Source organism: Paenibacillus sp. 102 (assembly GCF_039549175.1).
Lineage (GTDB): Bacteria > Bacillota > Bacilli > Bacillales > Bacillaceae_G > Bacillus_A.
Genome location: NZ_JBCGHT010000001.1, coordinates 434,990 through 454,938, shown reverse-complemented (window position 1 = coordinate 454,938; position 19,949 = coordinate 434,990). Strand labels below are relative to the sequence as shown.

Annotated in this window: 19 protein-coding genes; 15 read left to right on the top strand and 4 right to left on the bottom strand. The window is 36.6% G+C overall.

The genetic code is table 11. The features are described from left to right. Window positions 1-28: 28 nt before the first annotated feature. The gene (locus AAIE21_RS02315; protein ID WP_343265286.1) at window positions 29-418 is read right to left on the bottom strand and encodes a DUF7147 family protein; all 390 of its coding nucleotides are present in this window, start codon (window positions 416-418) and stop codon (window positions 29-31) included. A gap of 567 nt (window positions 419-985) precedes the next feature. Between AAIE21_RS02315 and rsmD the strand changes: the two genes are divergently transcribed. Together rsmD and coaD are read left to right on the top strand one after the other, a co-directional pair. Beyond that, complete coding sequence (gene rsmD, locus AAIE21_RS02310; RefSeq protein WP_343265285.1) at window positions 986-1,552, top strand: 16S rRNA (guanine(966)-N(2))-methyltransferase RsmD; 567 nt, start codon at window positions 986-988, stop codon at window positions 1,550-1,552. Then, a complete protein-coding gene (gene coaD / locus AAIE21_RS02305) occupies window positions 1,549-2,040 on the top strand; it encodes a pantetheine-phosphate adenylyltransferase (RefSeq protein WP_343265284.1) in 492 nt (163 codons plus the stop codon). The genes rsmD and coaD overlap by 4 nt, the downstream gene beginning before the upstream one ends. On the opposite strand, the gene ylbJ is transcribed toward coaD, so the two are convergent. Then, on the bottom strand, window positions 2,032-3,264 hold the full coding sequence (ylbJ, locus tag AAIE21_RS02300) for a sporulation integral membrane protein YlbJ (protein ID WP_343265283.1): 1,233 nt from the start codon (window positions 3,262-3,264) through the stop codon (window positions 2,032-2,034). The genes coaD and ylbJ overlap by 9 nt on opposite strands. A gap of 114 nt (window positions 3,265-3,378) precedes the next feature. On the opposite strand from ylbJ, the gene AAIE21_RS02295 reads away from it, so the two are divergent. Beyond that, a complete protein-coding gene (locus tag AAIE21_RS02295) occupies window positions 3,379-4,170 on the top strand; it encodes a patatin-like phospholipase family protein (RefSeq protein ID WP_343265282.1) in 792 nt (263 codons plus the stop codon). Then, window positions 4,163-5,188 carry a SepM family pheromone-processing serine protease gene (locus AAIE21_RS02290; RefSeq protein WP_343265281.1) on the top strand — a complete coding sequence of 342 codons (1,026 nt, stop codon included), beginning with the start codon at window positions 4,163-4,165 and terminating at the stop codon, window positions 5,186-5,188. The genes AAIE21_RS02295 and AAIE21_RS02290 overlap by 8 nt, the downstream gene beginning before the upstream one ends. Before the next feature lie 104 nt (window positions 5,189-5,292). On the opposite strand, the gene AAIE21_RS02285 is transcribed toward AAIE21_RS02290, so the two are convergent. After that, the gene (locus AAIE21_RS02285; protein WP_343265900.1) at window positions 5,293-6,534 is read right to left on the bottom strand and encodes a nucleotidyltransferase; all 1,242 of its coding nucleotides are present in this window, start codon (window positions 6,532-6,534) and stop codon (window positions 5,293-5,295) included. Between the two features lie 153 nt (window positions 6,535-6,687). On the opposite strand from AAIE21_RS02285, the gene AAIE21_RS02280 reads away from it, so the two are divergent. From AAIE21_RS02280 to AAIE21_RS02265, 4 genes are all read left to right on the top strand, one after another. Continuing rightward, a complete protein-coding gene (locus AAIE21_RS02280; RefSeq protein ID WP_343265280.1) occupies window positions 6,688-7,188 on the top strand; it encodes a YceD family protein in 501 nt (166 codons plus the stop codon). 61 nt (window positions 7,189-7,249) lie between these two features. After that, window positions 7,250-7,423: a 50S ribosomal protein L32 gene (gene rpmF / locus AAIE21_RS02275; protein ID WP_001984764.1), complete on the top strand. Its 174-nt coding sequence runs from the start codon at window positions 7,250-7,252 to the stop codon at window positions 7,421-7,423. Window positions 7,424-7,552: 129 nt separating this feature from the next. Beyond that, window positions 7,553-8,302 carry an enoyl-CoA hydratase/isomerase family protein gene (locus AAIE21_RS02270; protein ID WP_343265279.1) on the top strand — a complete coding sequence of 250 codons (750 nt, stop codon included), beginning with the start codon at window positions 7,553-7,555 and terminating at the stop codon, window positions 8,300-8,302. Window positions 8,303-8,388: 86 nt separating this feature from the next. After that, a complete protein-coding gene (locus tag AAIE21_RS02265) occupies window positions 8,389-8,910 on the top strand; it encodes an RsfA family transcriptional regulator (RefSeq protein ID WP_343265278.1) in 522 nt (173 codons plus the stop codon). 28 nt (window positions 8,911-8,938) lie between these two features. Here AAIE21_RS02265 and AAIE21_RS02260 read toward each other — a convergent pair whose 3' ends face one another. Then, the gene (locus AAIE21_RS02260) at window positions 8,939-9,412 is read right to left on the bottom strand and encodes an N-acetyltransferase (protein WP_343265277.1); all 474 of its coding nucleotides are present in this window, start codon (window positions 9,410-9,412) and stop codon (window positions 8,939-8,941) included. 304 nt (window positions 9,413-9,716) lie between these two features. On the opposite strand from AAIE21_RS02260, the gene AAIE21_RS02255 reads away from it, so the two are divergent. The 7 genes from AAIE21_RS02255 to AAIE21_RS02225 all read left to right on the top strand — a co-directional run bounded on the left by AAIE21_RS02255 (window position 9,717) and on the right by AAIE21_RS02225 (window position 19,942). Continuing rightward, window positions 9,717-10,604, top strand: coding sequence for a 2-dehydropantoate 2-reductase (locus AAIE21_RS02255; RefSeq protein WP_343265899.1), 888 nt, complete (start codon window positions 9,717-9,719; stop codon window positions 10,602-10,604). Window positions 10,605-10,683: 79 nt separating this feature from the next. Continuing rightward, window positions 10,684-12,300, top strand: a complete 1,617-nt coding sequence (gene bshC / locus AAIE21_RS02250) for a bacillithiol biosynthesis cysteine-adding enzyme BshC (RefSeq protein WP_343265276.1) — start codon at window positions 10,684-10,686, stop codon at window positions 12,298-12,300. A 370-nt stretch (window positions 12,301-12,670) separates the two neighbouring features. Then, window positions 12,671-13,603, top strand: a complete 933-nt coding sequence (rsmH, locus tag AAIE21_RS02245; protein WP_343265275.1) for a 16S rRNA (cytosine(1402)-N(4))-methyltransferase RsmH — start codon at window positions 12,671-12,673, stop codon at window positions 13,601-13,603. A gap of 15 nt (window positions 13,604-13,618) precedes the next feature. Further along, complete coding sequence (gene ftsL / locus AAIE21_RS02240; RefSeq protein WP_343265274.1) at window positions 13,619-13,993, top strand: cell division protein FtsL; 375 nt, start codon at window positions 13,619-13,621, stop codon at window positions 13,991-13,993. Window positions 13,994-14,014: 21 nt separating this feature from the next. Next, a complete protein-coding gene (locus AAIE21_RS02235) occupies window positions 14,015-16,162 on the top strand; it encodes a penicillin-binding protein (RefSeq protein WP_343265273.1) in 2,148 nt (715 codons plus the stop codon). Between the two features lie 100 nt (window positions 16,163-16,262). After that, complete coding sequence (locus tag AAIE21_RS02230; protein ID WP_343265272.1) at window positions 16,263-18,179, top strand: stage V sporulation protein D; 1,917 nt, start codon at window positions 16,263-16,265, stop codon at window positions 18,177-18,179. Between the two features lie 287 nt (window positions 18,180-18,466). Continuing rightward, window positions 18,467-19,942 (top strand): UDP-N-acetylmuramoyl-L-alanyl-D-glutamate--2,6-diaminopimelate ligase, encoded by a 1,476-nt coding sequence (locus AAIE21_RS02225; protein ID WP_343265271.1) that lies wholly within the window; start codon window positions 18,467-18,469, stop codon window positions 19,940-19,942. Window positions 19,943-19,949: the final 7 nt, after the last annotated feature.

Here is a 19,949-nt window from a genome sequence, read left to right as displayed (position 1 = left end):
AATAAAAATACAATGAGTATAAAAATTGCTACTGCATTGGAGGAATGAAATGATTCATTCGTAAAATGCCGATAAGGTGATTAAAATATAATTCTTTTTCTGGGAAAATTGTAGAAGGTTTTACTGTAAAAGAAGTAACGTTTTTCCCGATTTGTTCAGCCGTTTCTTCGAATAAAATGATTCGTTTACTTTTTGTATCTTCAAGTATAGGAATCCCTTCGCGGCATATGTATAGCGGTTGGAAGTCACCAACCGTTGTTGGTTTAAGAACAACAACAAGTGAGCATACTTTTTTATCGTTTTTTAAGGTTTCGAATTGTAACATATGTGATACACGATCTTTATTTGTTTTTGCAATCTCAATTAATTCATATAAATCGGAGTAGCCTTCTCCTAGTTCAATAAAACGTTGAATCATATTATTTCCTCCTCTTTCTTTTACTGTATCATTTCATTTTTAAAATGAAAAGCAGACAAAGAAAAAAACCCTGCAAAGCAGGGCCCTTCTTATACTAGTATGTACTAGTAAGAAGGCAAAGGGAGAGGAGAAACCGGAGGAAGAACTTATGGGGAAACGTAAGTCTTCTCCGCGGTTGGCAACAACATCGAAGGTGATGTTGTTATATTTATTTATGTCCAATCTAAATGAAGATATACATAATGAATTTAAAATTTATCGTAGGCTTTTTATTTTTCTTTTTTTTATTTTATGATAGGATAAAAAAGATAAAGTGAACCTTGTATTAATGGAGGGGAGCTTACTTGCAAATAGCGAGATGAGTATACATATGGAACACTGAAACGTCATCAGGGAATGGTGGCTTTTTAAAGAAATAAATTGTTTTTTTCTTTTAATAGGTAATGGATTCGGTTATCCTTTAATAGGGAAATATTCAGAAAACAGCGAGATTTGATAGCGATTACGGGGGCGGATATACGCTTGTAATAATCGCTCGATAGATTGAAATAAAGGTAGTGACAGCGAATGAGAGTAGTTTCTGGAAAATGTAAAGGGCATCCGCTTAAGGCTGTGCCAGGTAATACAACGCGACCGACAACGGATAAAGTAAAAGAAGCCATTTTTAATATGATTGGTCCTTATTTCGAAGGAGGGGTTGCCCTCGATTTGTTTGGAGGTAGCGGAGGACTTGGGATTGAAGCACTTAGCAGAGGGATTGATAAAGTAATTTTTGTTGATCGAGATAATAAAGCGGTGAAGGTTATTCATCAAAATTTAGAAAGCTGCAGAGTACATGAGCAAGCTGAAGTGTACAGAAATGATGCAGAGCGTGCTGTAAAGGCGTTGATTAAACGTGAATTATCATTTGACCTTATACTGCTAGATCCACCATACAAAGATCAAAAAATTATTTCATTAATTAGTGTGATGGACCAACATGGATTATTGAATAAAGATGGATTGATCATGGCAGAACATGGGGATGATGTAGTCTTACCTGAGACAATAGGGGAACTTGTAAAGGTAAGAGCAGAAAATTATGGAATTACGGCGATTTCGATTTATAAGTATGAAGGTGAGGGGACCGAATGACAAGCATAGCAATTTCTTCAGGGAGTTTTGATCCAATAACTCTTGGACATTTGGATATTATTAAAAGGGGCGCAAAGGTATTTGACGAAGTCTATGTTGTCGTTTTAAATAATTCGTCTAAGAAACCGTTCTTTTCAGTAGAAGAGCGCCTAGAGCTAATTCGAGAAGCGACAAAAGATATTCCAAACGTAAAAGTTGATTCGCACAGCGGACTGTTAGTTGAATATGCAAAAATGCGTAATGCAAACGCAATTTTGCGTGGTTTACGTGCAGTTTCTGATTTTGAATATGAGATGCAAATTACATCGATGAATCGTAAATTAGATGAAAATATTGAAACCTTTTTTATTATGACAAATAATCAGTATTCATTTTTAAGTTCGAGCATCGTGAAGGAAGTGGCTCGTTATGGTGGAAACGTAGTTGGTCTTGTTCCTCCTGTTGTAGAGCGCGCTTTAAAAGAAAAGTTTCAAACCCCGTTAAGATGAACGGGGTTTTTCTTTGTTTACTATGCGTAAGAATAATAAAATAACATATAGATATAAACAAAGTAGTGTAAAGGTAGGACCGTATTGAAGTAATATTTCCCAAGCATTTGCAAGGATCGAAGAATGGTTTGAGAAAAAAACAGGTATATCTTGCTGATTTGGTGAAAAAGAATGCAATTTTTCATAAAGTGGCACCCAAAATATAAAAGTGTAAATTGGAGCGAGAATACTTTGGATAATTCTTGCAAAGAAATACGGTTTAAAACGAATATCAGTTTCGGCTAAAATACTTGCTACCTGAGCTTGGATAGAAAGGCCGCTAAATGCCAGAATAAAGCTCGTTACCATTGCTTGTTCGAGAATTGTAGTCTGATTGGTTTGGCTAATCATTTGGCTACCTAGTGTCATTTCAAAAAAACCTGATAAGATGGGAATGCTAAACTGTGGCGATAGTTGGAAGAAAGTTAAAATATGTTGCATAATAAAAGCTAGTGCTGCTGTGAGTTGGAAGACAGTGATCATTTTATTTAAAACGGAGAATAAAATAATAAATCCACCAATCATGAGTAAAGTTTGAATAGAGGAGATAATCGCATCACCAAGTAGTTTTCCAATCGGTCTGTTCTCTTGTAAACGTGTCTCGTGAAGAATTGAAAAAGCGTGTTGTAAGGGACGTTTTTGAGTGGAGTGTTTTTCTTTTATGTAAGTATTTTCATTACCATAAAAACGCATAAGTAACCCGACAGTAAAGTTGCTAACATAATGTGCAGCAGCTAGTATGAAACCTAATTTTGGATTGTTAAAAAAGCCAATAGAAATAGCTCCAAAAATAAATAATGGATTAGAAGAGTTTGTAAATGATACGAGGCGTTCTGCTTCGATTCGTGTTAACTGATTACTTTGCCGGAGTCTCGCACTTAATTTGGCGCCTGCGGGAAACCCAGAAGCCATTCCCATTGCCCAAACAAAGCCGCCAATACCAGGCACACGAAAGAGCGGACGCATAAGCGGCTCTAATATGATACCGATAAACTTTACAACACCTATACTAATTAAAAGCTCCGCAACGATAAAAAAAGGTAGTAGCGAAGGAAAAACAACTTCCCACCATATATTTAATCCGCGAATAGAAGATTGCAAAGCGGCTTGGGGGTGAAGTACGAGAGAAAATGTTAGAAATAGCATCGTTATGGTGAGAAAAGCTGTTTTCCATTTTTCATACATTTTAACGTAGCCCCCCTTTGTCCCAAAAACGTTCATTTCAGTATACGTGGATACATGGTGAGTTTAGACCATAAGTATGAAAAAGAAAATGAAAAAAATTTAAGGGTGAGAGAAATGAATGAACCGAAAATAGGCTTGGCTCTTGGATCTGGAGGTGCAAAAGGTTTTGCACATGTAGGAATTATTAAAGTGTTACGTGAAGCGAATATTCCTATTGATATGATTGCAGGAAGTAGCATGGGAGCATTAATTGGGACGTTTTATGCGGCAGGTTGTAACGTTGAGAGGCTCTACCGAATGGCGACAGTATTTAAAAGAAAGTATTATTTGGATTTTACTGTACCGAAAATGGGATTTATTTCTGGAAAACGTGTGAAAGATATGATTAAAATGTTTACATATAATAAAAAAATAGAAGAGTTAGATATCCCAACTGCAGTTGTGGCCACTGACATTTTAAAGGGGGAAAAAGTTGTATTTACAAGCGGTTCTATTGCTGATGCGGTGAGGGCGAGTATTTCGGTGCCAGGAGTGTTTGTACCTGAGAAAATAGATGGTCGTTTATTAGTAGATGGCGGGGTGATTGATCGCATCCCTGTATCCGTTGTCAAGGACTTAGGCGCTGATATTGTAATTGCTGTAGATGTATCTCCGATTAAGGTGAACGGAGAAGTCACATCCATTTATGATGTTATTATGCAGAGTATTGAAATTATGCAGCACGAACTTGTTGTTAATCGGCAAATTGCCTCAGATTTAATGATGCGTCCAGCAGTAGAACAGTTTAGTTCTCGTGCTTTTACCAATATTGAAGACATTATTCGAGTTGGAGAAGAAGAAGCTGAAAAACATATTCAGAAAATTTATTTATTAATTGAGCAGTGGAAGGAGAAAAATAATGTTTAAGCGTTTTCGGTTTATATATGCAATTTTAATTGGCGTTATATTGGCAATGTTACTTGTCTATGTACGCCTTCCGTATTATGTAACAAAACCAGGCATGGCGGCAAAATTGGAACCATATGTACAAGTTGATGGTGGAAAAAAAGAATCAGGTGATTTTATGCTTGTGACAGTTTCAATGGGGCCTGCGAATGTTGTAAATTTAATAGCTGCCCAATTTAATAAATATAATCACATTTCCAAAGCTGAGGAAGTTTTACAAAAAGGAGAGAGCGATGAGGAATATCAATTCCGTCAAGCATATGCAATGAAAGATTCTCAAAATGCAGCAATTTATAATGCATATAAACGTGCAAATCGTTCAGTTTCCTTTCAAGAGAAAGGGGTATTAGTTGCTGGGATTGCGAAAAATATGTCCGCTGAAGGAAAATTAAAACTTGGGGATGTAATTGTCGCTGTTGATAGTCAGCCTTTTGAAGCGATAGATCAATTTATTGCGTACATGGCAGCAAAAAAAGAAGGTGAAGTAGTAAATATTGAATATATTCGGGGAGGAAAGCGTTCGTCGGAAAAGTTAACACTAAAACAAATCCCTGATGGAAAGGGCCGTGTGGGAATTGGAGTTTCGATTGCTCCTTATAAGGAATTAGTAGTGGATCCAAAAGTGAAAATCGACTCACATGAAATTGGTGGCCCCTCGGCGGGATTAATGTTTACATTAGAAATTTATAATCAATTAATTGAAAAAGATATGACAAAAGGGCATGAAATTGCCGGGACAGGAACCATTAATGAAGAGGGGGAAATTGGTCCAATTGGTGGTATTCAACAAAAGGTTGTAGCAGCTAGTGATGCGGGGGCAGAAATATTCTTTGCCCCAAATGAAAAAGGGGCAAAGAAATCGAATTATAAAGAAGCGCTTGCAGCAGCGAAAGATATCAAGACGAAGATGAAAGTTGTACCAGTAGATACATTAGATGATGCGTTAACATATTTAGAAAAAATGTCAGAAAAAAAGTAAACCTCTCGCTACAGAGAGGTTTTTTTACGCTATTCGCGGGAAGTAAGCCTCCTACCTCAAAATTCCGTCAAAGAAGTTAGGTGAGGGTTGATTAAAGTTTCACTTTATAAAAAGTTGTTCGTCGTTTCATCGTACCGAATAGGATGTTGCGTTATATCCTTTTGTATACATTTTGTGCGTAAAGGTTCTTGTAGCACTGAAAAATAAACAGCATTTGCCTTTCGATCTATATCTAGAGCTGGATGCCTGAATGTCTTCGCATGAGTAAGAAGCGGGAGTCCCAGATTTTTTTTATGTTTCGAAAGGTAAGTTTGTCCTTTTTGTGACATACCAAGTAAACGGATATATGGTGAATGTTGTTCTATATGTGCCGCTTCCATTTCCTCTTTTGTTGTATTCGTTAAAATATGTGTACATGCTCTTTGTAATCTAGTCCATGTGTAACGTTTTGTTTTTAACGCTTCCATGAAAGTAAGAAATGAGGAGGCATTATGTATTTTTGATAAAATACGATGCTCCAATCCTTCCTCTATTTCATATATATGTTGTAATTTCTGAGAAGACATCGTAAGGAGTTTGTATTTGAAAAATGGGAAATAATTCTCCCAACAATGTAGCGTATGATATGTTTGCTTATAGCATTCTAAAAGAGATGCAGTATCATTTGGTACAAAGGGATAAATGGTTTTGAATGAATCATTGTTACTAAATAACTGTTTGCGAATACTAGTTGCACTTGCGATATGATTATCTTGAAAGGTTTCGTCATGGTAATGGGAGGCGAACCTTTCGATGGTATGTGCATGAATTGAACTCTTTTGCGAAAGAATTGCGTCGATGTAATGTAAGCCTAATATATTATTTGGCTGGGACATATCAACAGTATTGACATCCGATAAAATATGTGAAAAGGCTTGAGAAGTAGCTTTTGCATAGCTGTTTCCAGCATCCATAAATTGCTGCACAAGTTGATTGAAAGTATCTGTTTCTTTTTGGCGTAAAGAAATGGTGTTATAGAAATTTTGAACTTCTCCATCCTCACTGCCAAAACAAATTTCTGAAACGCCAAGGGCATCTAAAATAGAGATGGCTCCGCTAGCAAATGTTTCGGCTTTTTGTGTTGCGAATGCATAAGGGAGTTCAACAACAAGGTCTATACCACCAGCGAGGGCCATCTTGGTTCGATACCACTTTGATACGAGAGCTGGTTCGCCGCGTTGTAAAAATGGTCCGCTCATAACAGCGATTGTAACGTCAGACTGTGTTAACTTTTTTGTTTGTTGCACATGATAAGTATGACCGTTATGAAAGGGGTTATATTCAACGATAATACCGCTTGCTTTTATGATAATCTCTCCTTTCGATGTAGCATCTTTTCTAAAAACATGATAATCTATATATTATTTCCTATAATGACTTCATTATAGTGTAAAGAAAAAACATTGACAAATATAAAATGGCTAGCTATAATTTTGTTTGTTGCCTTGAGGTGATATGATATGAAATGGTCCATCCATCAATTAAACAAATTGAGACATAAAGGATTGACATTGGATGAGATGGTAGATGTAAATGAGCTAAAAGAAGTCGAGAAAGAAATTCGCGAAATTAATCCTGTTCATGTAACAGGTAGAGTTGATTTTGGCTCCAGTAAGTTTACGTTTCATCTACATATAACTGGAAACATGGTTTTACCATGTTCTCGCTCTTTAGTAGATGTAACATTACCATTTGACATTAAAACAACTGAGGTGTTCCAAACTTCAGCAGAAGAGTACGAAACGGAAGCGGAAATCCATTACTTAGAAGGAGAAGTACTTGACTTACTCCCTATAATCAAGGAAAATATACTTTTGGAGATTCCAATGCAAATTTTCAGTGATGATGTTTCCGGTGGAGCACCGACGCAAGGTCAAGACTGGCAAGTGATTTCGGAAGAAAGCAAAGAAAAGCCTGTTGATCCAAGATTAGCAGGACTTGCAAAGTTTTTTGACAAATAATCGGAAGACTGGTTCAGGCCTTCATATGAAAATAACTATTTCTTTTAAGGAGGTGGGAAGAATGGCTGTACCTTTTAGAAGAACTTCTAAAACAGTAAAAAGAAAGCGTCGTACGCATTTCAAATTATCAGTACCTGGTATGGTAGAGTGCCCAAGCTGTGGTGAAGCGAAATTAGCTCACCGTGTATGTAAAGCATGCGGTACTTACAAAGGTAAAGAAGTAATCAGCAAGTAATTGCAGAAATAAACGCAGAAGATATTCTTCTGCGTTTATTTTTTTTTGTCGTTTTTCTATTAGAAGGAAGAAGAGGTTTTTTATTATGCTCCTCGAACAATAATTGTGAAGTGAAAGGAGCGAAAAATAATGAAACTTTTAGTAGAGCGGAAAGAAAATGTAATGTGGATTACACTAAATCGCCCAAAGAATCACAATGCAATTGATAATGAAATGGTGAATGCATTAGAAAAGTTGATAAAAAAAATTAGGGGAGAAGATTGGATTAAATGTGTAGTGATTGCAGGGAATGGAAAGTCGTTTTGCGCAGGGGGAGACTTAGAGGAGTTTCATGGATTGAAAACGGAAAAAGCTGCTTATGAGATGCTTGAACGAATGGGAAGAGTTTTGTATGATATTATGATGCTTCCTGTACCTACAGTAGCGCTTATAAATGGTGCGGCTATTGGAGGTGGATGTGAACTTGCTACCGCGTGTGATTATCGTTTTGCCTCTAAAGATGCAGTTATTGGCTTCAATCAAGGAGATTTAGGAATTATAACTGGGTGGGGAGGGGCTGCGATGTTGCATGAAAAGGTTTGCTATTATCAAGCGATGACAATGCTTTGTTCGGCGCATCGTTTTTCTGCCGAGAAAGCAAGTGAATATGGATTTGTAAATGAGGTATTTTCCGACGATCTCATAAAGTCGTGTTATAAATGGCTAGATAATATGATTGTTCCAAACATAGAAGTTCAAAAAGCATATAAAGCTGTTGCAATTCGAAAGTGGGAAAAAAGTAATTTACGAGAGCGGATGAAAGAAGAAATAACAGAATGTGCACGGTTATGGGAATCTGAAGAGCATAGTCAGGCTATTGCAGCATTTTTAAGGAAATAGAAAAATATATTCTTTACATGTTCGCATTCTATCTTTTCTAGTAACTGCATATGTTTAATAAAAAATGCATAAGGAGGACTAGAGGGATGGCGACAACAAGACAAGATGCATGGACTGATGATGAAGATTTACTTCTGGCAGAAGTGGTACTCCGGCATATTCGTGAAGGCGGAACGCAACTTTCCGCATTTAAGGAGGTAGGTAGACATTTATCTCGTACACCTGCAGCATGCGGGTTTAGATGGAATTCTTACGTTAGAAAGCAATATAAGGAACGTATTGAAGAGGCGAAACAAATGCGTAAGGTAGAAAATTATGAAGTAAGGCAACCAAAAGTGGTGGAGTTTTCTTCTGTATCGATTACATTAGATGATGTCATTACCTTTTTACAAAAATATAAAGATGAAAAAGAAATAAAAGAATTACACCAAAAAATTGAATTATTGCAAAAGGAAAAAGAACAGCTTCTTCAGCGTTTAGCTATATATGAAGAAGAGTATCGTACTTTGCTTGATTATATTGATCGAAAAAGAAGTGTGATGGTGTTAGAAACAAAAGGAAGAGATGCAATTCATGAGCATGAAACATTAGAAAAGTTGAAAAAATAAAAACAGCTGAATAACAGCTGTTTTTATTTTATGCGGATTCTTCGTTTGTAACCGCATTCAAATTAGTTTCTGGGTGCCAAATATAAAATTCGCCATCAGCCGTTGATACTTGCTTGAAATTTTGTTTATCCCAAAACGCAGCAGATTGAATGCGGGCTGTTGTTTTGATTGGAAATTGTAGTTGTTTTGCGTAGTTAACAAGCATTTGACCAAAACCTTGTTTTTGAAATTTTGGTAACACTTCAAGTTTTGAAAGTTCTACGTAAGATCCAGTAATCTCAAGGTTTGATTCACCATGTTTTCTCATGTATAAACTCATACGTGCGATAAGGGATCCACCGTAATAAATTCCATAAAAAGGAGACTCGCTACCGTTTTCAATAATATTTGCTTGTAATTCTTCAAACATGGAGAGTTCTTGAGCACCACAGCCCTTAAATTTTTTAAATTCGTCTAATGTTTTATAATTGATGAGCAAGCGCTCAACTTTTGGGAGTGTCATTACATCACGTCCTTTTCTCGTTTTGTAAAATAAAGAAAAGTATAAATATTTTCAATAATATTATAACTCATTTTTTCATTTTTATGAAGAAAATAGAATATTTCTTTCAGTATTTTTTTGAAGTGTTTGCTACACTAGTCATAGGAAGAGGATTTATACATATTTATGAAATGTACTTTCGATTGTTGAAATATGAATAAGATATAATTAATGTTAGGACAAGTATAGAGAGGAGGGACTCAGAAGGCTTCTAATTGATGACAGAATATATTTATTGTTGGCACTCGTTAGGAGCTTCTGAAGGATAAAGATGAAAATTGGGATTGTTGGTCCAGGAGCGATTGGTCTGCTTTTTGCATTTTATTTAAAAAAGAACAAACAGGATGTTACATTATTTACAAGAACGGTAGAACAAGCTGAAAAGTTAATGCAGGAGGGGATAAGGTGTATTCGTAAGGAAGAAATGGAAACGGTATTTATAAATGTTATGCCATTAGAGGATATTGTAGAAGAACAAATGGATTATCTGTTCATTGCTGTCAAACAATATCATTTAGTGAATATACTTCCTTTCATAAAAGAACAAAGACGGGTTATCTTTTTACAAAATGGGATGTCTCATCTGCATGTCTTACAAAAAATAAGGTGTGACAATGTAGCGGTGGGGATTGTAGAGCACGGGGCAAAAAAAGAAAATGAATATACAGTGAAGCATACAGGAGTAGGGATTACAAAATTTGGAGTGGTACATGGTGATTCGTCTCAATTTGAGCCACTATTAGATTGTTTTTCTTCAAAATATTTTCGAGTGCAAGTAGAAGAAGATTGGAAGCGGACTATGTATTATAAACTTGTAATAAATGCCTGCATTAATCCGCTAACAGCTTTATTTGGTATACAAAACGGAGCGTTGTTGTCGAATCCTTATTTTTATAAAGTCATGGAGCAAATATTTCAAGAGGTTATGTTTCTCATAGGGGAGGGCGAACAAGAAGAGCTGTGGAAATTGGTTTGTCGTGTATGTGAAACCACAGCTAGTAATACATCTTCTATGTTAGCTGATGTAAGAGAGAGTCGAGAAACGGAAATTGATGCTATCATTGGTTATGCGATAGAAGAAGCGAGAAAACAGCAAAAACAAGTTCCCACACTACAATTTTTATACAATTCAATAAAGGGATTAGAAGTATAAGAGATATTCTTTGCTTTTACATCAAACATTGACTACAATTTGGATTGGTGAGAGAACAGGATAGGAAAGGAAGAATTATATGGAGATAAAAGAAATCTCTGTTCCACTACAAGGTGTTGTGGCGGACTATATGAAGGATAAAAAAGAAGTGCAGGCATACTTTGATTATCCGTTGACAGAAGATGGATTCGGACAACGTCTGCATGATTTGCGTGATAAGAAGTTTTTTCGTCATGACTTAGTGGCACATTTATTAGAATATAATACGAATTTACATGCTGGAGAGCATACTCTTCGGAATATAGAGGCGCTAGCGAATGAAAATACATATGTTGTTGTTGGAGGACAACAAGCAGGACTATTAACAGGACCTCTTTATACGGTGCATAAAATCATCTCGATTTTACAGCTTGCAAAAGAAAAAGAAGCCAGTTTAGGAGTCCGCGTTGTCCCTGTTTTTTGGATTGCTGGTGAAGACCACGATATTGATGAAATTAATCATTTATTTGTAATGAAAAATAAAAAAATAAAAAAGACGATTTTTCATGATCGTCATCCGAAAAAGGCGAGTGCGTCTGAATCTGACCTTTCAATAGAAGACTGTAGAAAGTGGATTGAAGAAATTTTTAAAACATATCCAGAAACGAATTTTACAAAAGATGTATTACAGTTTGTTGAAGATGCTTTGCAGAATTCACGTACATATGTAGATTTCTTTGCGCATCTTATTATGAAATTATTTGTAGATTCAGGTTTGATTCTCGTTGATTCGCATCATCCAGGGTTAAGGAAATTGGAAGTCTCCTTTTTCAAACAAATACTAAGTCGATATAAAGAAGTGCAGACGAGTCTTCAAAAACAACAGCAATTAGTAAGGGAACAAGGCTATAAGCCAATTATTGAAACAAAAGCAAATGCAGTACACATATTCATACAAATTGATGAAGAACGTGTGTTGTTAGAAGAAGAGAATGGAACATTTGTTGGGAAAGATGGTGCTTATTCATTTTCGTATGAAGAATTGATAGCGGAAATGGAAAAAAATCCGGAACGATTTAGCAATAATGTTGTAACAAGACCACTTATGCAAGAATATATATTTCCGACATTAGCGTTTATTGGAGGACCTGGTGAAATTGCTTACTGGAGTGAATTACAGCAAGTATTTCATGTGTTTGGTTTTCGCGTGCCTCCTGTTGTACCAAGACTCACAATGAGTTATATGGAACGCGATATTTTAACAGATTTACACGATTTGCGATTACAAGAGAGTGATCCGTTTTTAAACGACATAAATATGTTACGTGAAGAGTGGCTTTCTAACCAAATAGAAGAACCAATTGATAATCAGTTTATAGAAGCGACGGAGAGAATGATGGATATTCATACTTCTTTACAAGAGTTTGTAAAAAAAGTAGACCCAGGACTACAATCATTTGCAGAGAAGAATGAACGGAAAATTAAAGAGCAAATTGAGTTGCTAGAAAGAACGTTAAAGCGGAATGTTGAGAAAAAACATGAAGTAGAGTTAAATAAATTCCGTCGTTTGCAATATGCGCTTCGCCCGTTAGGTGCGCCGCAAGAACGGGTATGGAATATATGTTATTATTTAAATCAGTTTGGATTAGACTTTATTGAACGAGTGATGAAGCAATCCTACTCTTGGGACGGAAAACATCATATTATAAAACTATAAAATCTTGCTCTTAGGAGCAGGATTTTATTTTTGATTTGTGGAATTAACTGTAAAGTGTTTTTTCTGAATTATCAAACGTAATAGTTAAGAGTATGGTATTGATAATAAAACGCGTGTATATGACAAAATAGAACAAAATGTAAACGTATTATTGTGCTTTTCGACATGTTTTTATTTAATTTCCCGCAAAAAATGATAAAATTTAGTATATAATAAAGTGAAACTGCGATTTGTGGATATTAGATTTCCACTGACGCCAAGTTGGATGTGACATGTTTTCGGAGTACTAATTTCCTGGCACATTGTGTGGTTTATTAGAAGGAAAAAGGAGACATTCAACGTAATTATTTTGTAAAAAGTAGGTGCAACAATGTTTAAACACGTAACAGTTCTTTTAAAAGAAACAGTAGATGGTTTGGATATAAAACCGAGTGGTACGTATGTAGATTGTACGCTAGGTGGCGGGGGACATAGTTCTTATTTATTATCCCAACTAACGGAAGGAGGAAAGTTAATTGCATTTGATCAAGATGAGATTGCGATTCAAAATGCAAAAGAAAAATTTTCTTCTTATGGTGATCAATTTGTAACAGTGAAGAGTAATTTTCGCTATTTATCAGAAAAACTACACGAACTAGGAATAACAGAAGTAGATGGCATTTTATTTGATTTAGGTGTTTCATCCCCACAATTAGATACACCAGAACGTGGTTTTAGTTATCATCATGATGCACCCTTAGATATGAGGATGGATCAAGATGCCTCATTAACGGCATATGATGTTGTGAACAACTGGTCATATGAACAACTCGTAAGAATCTTTTTCCAATATGGTGAAGAGAAATTCTCAAAGCAAATTGCAAGGAAAATTGAAGCATATCGTGAGAATAAGGTGATTGAAACAACAGGAGAGTTAGTGGAGTTAATTAAAGAAGGAATTCCTGCTCCAGCGCGTAGAACAGGAGGACATCCTGCAAAACGAGTATTCCAAGCGATTCGAATTGCTGTAAATGATGAGTTGAAAGTATTCGAGGAAGCGCTAGAATCTGCAATTGAAATGGTCAAGCCAGGCGGAAGGGTTAGTGTGATTACGTTCCATTCGTTAGAAGATCGTATCTGTAAAACAACATTTAAACGCAATAGTACAACACCGCAGCTTCCTCCAGGATTACCAATTATTCCGGATGAGTTTAAGCCGAAACTAAAACTCATTACAAGAAAACCGATTTTACCTTCTGATGAAGAGTTAGAAGAAAATAATCGAGCGCGTTCTGCGAAGTTACGGATCGCTGAAAAACGATAAAAAGGAGAGAGAGGTATGACAAATTTAGCTGTAAAGTATAAACAACAACAAGTACAAGAACAAGTACAAGTACAAGAACAAACTCAAGTTCCACAGCAAAAAGTACAACCCAAGGTAAAAACAAAGATTACAAGAATTGAAAAATTGTTGTATGTGGCTTTTGTTGGTTTTTTATTATATGCTTGCGTTGCTTTTATTGGAAATAAAGCGGGATTGTACCAAGTTGATGCGGAAGCAGCAAAAATAGAGAATTCAATTGTAGAACAACAAAAAGCAAATCAAGAATTACAAGCTGAAGTAGAAAAGTTAAGCCGCTATGAGCGTATCGCAGACATCGCAAAAAAACATGGGCTAGAAATTAATGCGAATAATGTGAAAGGCTTACATTAATATAATAGGTGTGAACAAAACATGAAGATGAATATGAACAAATTTCATACCAATAAAGGAGCAGGTTACTTTATGATATTTTTCCTCCTGCTCTTTTTGTTGTTGTTAGCCCGATTCTTTTATATTCAAGCAACAGAATCAGTACATGGGCAAGATTTAAAGAAACTTGCGCAAGAAAAGCACAATAAAAATGGTGTACTGGAAGCGAATCGCGGAACGATTTATGATCAAAATGGACATGTGTTAGCGCAAGATGCCAACTCATACAGGCTTGTCGCGGAATTAAAGGGTGGAGACCCTGTAAAAGATAAAGAGGATACCGCAAAAAAAATTGCAGGTGTGCTTGGGAAAGGTGAAGATGAAATTTTAGCCGCTTTAAACAAAGATAAGAGCCAGGTAGAGTTCGGAACGTTAGGAAAAAATTTGACGAAAGAGACGAAAGAACAAATAGAAACTCTTAAGATACCAGGCATTTCATTTGTTACAGAAAAAGCTAGGGTATATCCAAATGGAGATTTCGCATCTTACGTGTTAGGTTTTGCAAAACCTGATGACAAGGGAATTGCGGAGGGGAAATTCGGATTAGAAAAGAGTTTAGATAAGTATTTACGTGCTTCGAATGGAAGTGTAGCGTATACAGGAGATCGTAAAGGGGTTTCTCTTGATGGTGGAAGACAAAGTGTAAAGCCACCGAAAAATGGGGAAAATGTGTATTTAACAATTGATCAACGAATTCAAAGCTTTTTAGAAGATGCGATGAAAGCAGCTGATCAGCACTATGAACCTTCCATGTTAATTGGAGTGGTTGCAGATCCGAAAACAGGGAAGATACTAGGAATGTCTAGTCGACCTAGTTATGATCCGAATAAGCGTGATATTGAGTACTTTTTAAATGATCCGATTGCCAATGCATATGAACCAGGCTCTACGATGAAAATCTTTACTTTAGCTGCGGCGATTAATGAAGGTGTATATAATGGTCAAGAATACTACCAGTCAGGTACGTATCCAGTTGGAAATAGTAAAATAAAAGATCATAATGGTGGTGCAGGTTGGGGATCTATTACATTCGATGAAGGGGTTGAGCGTTCTTCAAACGTGGCATTTGCCATTTTAGGAGATCAAAAGCTGGGGGCAGATCGTTTCTGTCAATATATTCATAAGTTTGGATTAGATGAAAAAACTGGTATTGACTTACCTGGTGAAGGCAAGAATATAATTGTATTTGATAAGCAGATTCAACAGGTAACAACTGCCTTTGGACAAGGATCCACTGTAACGCCAATGCAGCTTGTACAAGCCGCAACTGCAATTGCGAATGATGGGAAAATGATGAAACCTTATACAATTGATCGGATTGTTGATCCAATAACGAATAAGGTGGATTTACAGAATAAACCAGAAGAAGTAGGTCAGCCAGTTACAAAAGAAACAGCGGCACAAGTAAGACAATTATTAGAACAAGTGGTTACATCTCCAAAAGGAACAGGAAATGCGTATAAAATCGATGGATACTCTGTCGGTGGTAAAACGGGAACAGCACAAATTCCGGATGGAAAAGGTGGATATATGACAGGAAGAGAGAATTATATTTTCTCATTCCTTGGAATGGCACCGATGGACGATCCACAGTTAATTGTTTACTTTGCAATTAAGCAACCGAAATTAAAAGATAATGAATACGGGGCTCAACCTCTTGCAGAAATGTTTAAATCTGTAACGAAAAATAGCTTAGAGTATTTAAAAATTAAACCGAATGAAGTGAAAGATTCGAAGAAATATGTGAAAGAACAGCAGGCAGTTGTGCCAGATATAACTGGGAAAACAATGGAATCCGCGAAAGCAACATTAGAAAAAGCCAAATTCCGTCCGATTATATTAGGTGAAGGAAAAGTAAAACAACAAGTACCAAAAGCGACTGAAAAAACATTGAAGGGCGATCGAGTCTTCTTAGTAGGAGATAAACCGTTGATGCCAAATGTAGAAGGATGGGCACTTCGTGATGTAATGAATTTAGCGAAAACGTTAAATCTTAATTTGAAACCATCTGGTACAGGATATGTGACGGAACAAAGTGTGGCGGAAGGAACACCGTTACAAGCAGGTACGGAATTAGCTGTAACACTTGTACCACCGCTTGAACCACAGCAAGAGGCAGAAAAACCATAATATTGTAGATGCATATCATGCAAGAGATGTAAGAGGTTCTATCTGAATAGGTACAAGCATATATTGGAACAAGCTAGGCGTAAAGGAGGCTTGTTCCAATATGCGTGTATCGAATGTAACAGTTAGAAAACGACTTATTTTTATACTTATATCAGGTATACTCATTTTTACAATCATTGATATTCGTCTTGGGTATGTACAATTTTTTCTTGGGAATATGTTAACAGATCGTGCGAAGGATTCGTGGAGTCGTAATATTACTTTCGAACCTGAACGAGGGAAAATTTTAGATCGAAATGGTGTGGAGCTTGCGACAAATAAAAGTGCACCAACTGTCTTTGTTGTACCAAGGCAAATTGAAAAACCAACAGAGACTGCAGAGAAGTTAGCTGCAGTTTTAGGTGTGCAAAAAGAGGAAATCTATAAACGGGTTACAAAAAAAGAGTCTATTGTAAGATTGGATAAAGGCGGAAGAAAAATTTCTCATGATAAAGCAAAGGAAGTACGTGCTTTAAGTTTAAAAGGTGTTTATATTGCTGAAGATTCCATTCGATATTATCCATTCGGCAAATATTTATCGCATGTACTAGGGTTTGCTGGTAGTGACAATCAGGGACTTATGGGACTTGAGGCATATTATGATAAAGAGCTAAATGGTGATAAAGGCCATGTTCGCTTTTTTGCAGATGCGAAAGGGCAAAGAATGCCAAATGTCGGTGATGATTTTAAGAAACCAGAGGCCGGCTTAGATTTAAAATTAACAATAGATTCTCGAATTAATACGATTATAGAGCGGGAAATGAATATCGCAGATTCTACGTATAACCCAGATGGTATGATTGCAATCGCGATGAACCCGAAAAATGGTGAGATTTTAGGGATGTCGAGTCGACCAAGTTTTGATCCAGCAGATTTTCAGAGTGTTTCACCAGAAGTGTTTAATCGAAACTTGCCTGTATGGAGTACATATGAGCCGGGATCGACTTTTAAAATCATTACCCTTGCGGCTGCTTTAAATGAAAAATTAGTAGACTTAGAGAAAGATACGTTTTATGATGATGGAGCAGCTGAAGTTGGTGGTGCTAGGCTAAAGTGCTGGAAAGCTGGTGGCCATGGTAGTCAAACGTTTTTAGAAGTTGTTCAAAATTCTTGTAACCCAGGTTTTATTGAACTTGGAGACCGTCTTGGGAAAGAAAAGTTATTCCAATACATTCATGATTTTGGTTTTGGACAAAAGACAGGAATTGACTTGCAAGGAGAAGGAAAAGGGATTTTATTTAACTTGAAGAAGGTTGGTCCTGTTGAACAAGCGACCACTTCTTTTGGGCAAGGGGTTTCTGTTACACCAATTCAACAAGTCGCTGCGGTGGCAGCAGCTGTAAATGGTGGGACGTTATACCAGCCGTATATTGCGAAAGAGTTTGTTGATCCTTCGAATAATCAAGTTGTAAGAAAGAAAACACCGGTCGACAAAAGAAAAGTTATTTCCAAGGAAACGTCAGAAAAAGTTCGCTATGCATTAGAAAATGTTGTAGCGAAAGGTTCTGGTAAAGGTGCATATATTGATGGGTATCGTGTTGGTGGAAAAACGGGAACTGCCCAAAAGGTGAAAGATGGAAAGTACTTAGATAATAACTATATTGTATCTTTTATCGGATTTGCCCCAGCAGATGATCCGCAAATTGTTGTGTATGTTGCGGTTGATAATCCAAAAGGAGTTACTCAATTTGGTGGTGTTGTTGCTGCACCGATTGTAGGAAATATTCTTCGTGATGTGCTTCCTGTTATGGGAGTAGAGCCGCGCAAAGAGCAAGTTGAAAGGGAATATAAATGGGGCGATACACCTACAATAGAAGTTCCGGATTTAATTGGGATGAAGAAGAAAGATTTGCAAACGCAGCTTGTAGACTTGCAGCTTGATGTAAGTGGTGAGGGCGATAAAGTAATTAAACAATCACCAGAAGCTGGTGCCAAAGTAAAAGAAGGCTCAAAAATTAGAATTTACTTCGGTAATTAAAGGTCAGAGATTGTGTTTTATGATACAATTGGTGGAAGTTGAGTTAATATATAATATCTGTTTTCATAGAAATTTATTTTCTATGAAAACAGATTATATTGCTCTTGAACATAAAAAATAAAGTAAACAATTTATCAGCCGAGCTATTATATGCCACACTGATAAACGAGTCTGATTTTTCGGGCTCTCAGCAAATGCTTCCTTTCTCAATTTGTAGGGAATGAAGAATAGGAAGAATTACTTATTAAGTAAGAGATAAATAAACAATGTAGAGAGGGTTTAGTGAAATGAAGTTGCACACACTTGTATCATGTTTGCATGATTTTCCAGTTGTTCCAAAAGAAAATCCAGAAATTACATCCATTGAAGCAGATTCGCGTAAAGTGACAAATGGAAGCTTATTTGTATGTATGAAAGGGTATACGGTTGATAGCCATGATTTTGCTAAGCAAGCAGCCGCGCAAGGTGCGGCTGCTATTGTTGCGGAAAGACCGATTGATGTTGACGTTCCAGTTGTACTTGTGAAAAATACCTATCGTTCTTTAGCGGTTTTAGCTGATTACTTTTACGGACAGCCAACGCATAAGTTACATTTGATTGGGATTACAGGTACAAATGGAAAGACAACAACGTCGCATATTATGGATGAAATTATGCGAGCACATGGTCATAAAACAGGGCTAATTGGAACAATTAATATGAAAATCGGTGATGAAACATTCGAGGTGAAAAATACAACGCCAGATGCACTGACACTTCAGCAAACGTTTCACCGTATGGTTGAGCAAAATGTAAATAGTGCAGTAATGGAAGTTTCTTCACATGCATTGGATCTTGGCCGTGTACATGGTTGTGATTATGATGTGGCAGTATTTACAAATTTAACGCAGGATCATTTAGATTATCATAAAACGATGGAAGAATATAAACATGCAAAAGGTTTGCTGTTTGCTCAGCTTGGCAATAGCTACCACCATAATCGTGAAAAGTACGCTGTGTTAAATACTGACGATCCAGCAGCAGAAGAGTATATGAGAAGCACGGCGGCTACGGTTATTACGTATGGAATTGATACACATAGTGATATTATGGCAAAAGATATTGTGATGACGAGCGGTGGAACAAGATTTACTCTTGTTACGCCAAGTGAGAGTGTAAATATTACGATGAAGTTAATTGGAAAATTTAACGTATACAATGTTTTAGCAGCAATAGCCGCTGCTCTTGTGTCTGGGGTAACTTTGCAAACGATTATTCATGTTGTGACAAATTTAACTGGAGTTCCGGGGCGTTTTGAAGTTGTGGATGGCGGTCAGGATTATACAGTCATTGTTGATTATGCACACACACCAGATAGCTTAGAAAATGTATTAACTACAGCAAAACAATTTGCGAAAGGAAATGTGTATTGTATTGTTGGTTGTGGCGGTGATCGTGATCGGACGAAAAGACCAATTATGGCGGGTGTCGCTACAGAATACGCAACACATGCAATCTTGACTTCAGACAATCCAAGAAGTGAAGATCCAAAAGTAATTTTAGATGATATGTTAACAGGTGCAAAAGGAAATAATTATGAAGTAATTGTTGATCGAAAAGAAGCGATTTTCCATGCGGTTTCAGAAGCGAAAGCAGAAGATATTATTATTATTGCTGGAAAAGGGCATGAAACGTACCAAATTATTGGTAAAGAAGTACATCATTTTGACGATCGTGAAATTGCAAAAGAGGCAATCACTGAGCGTCTAAACAACAAAGAGTAACAGCATG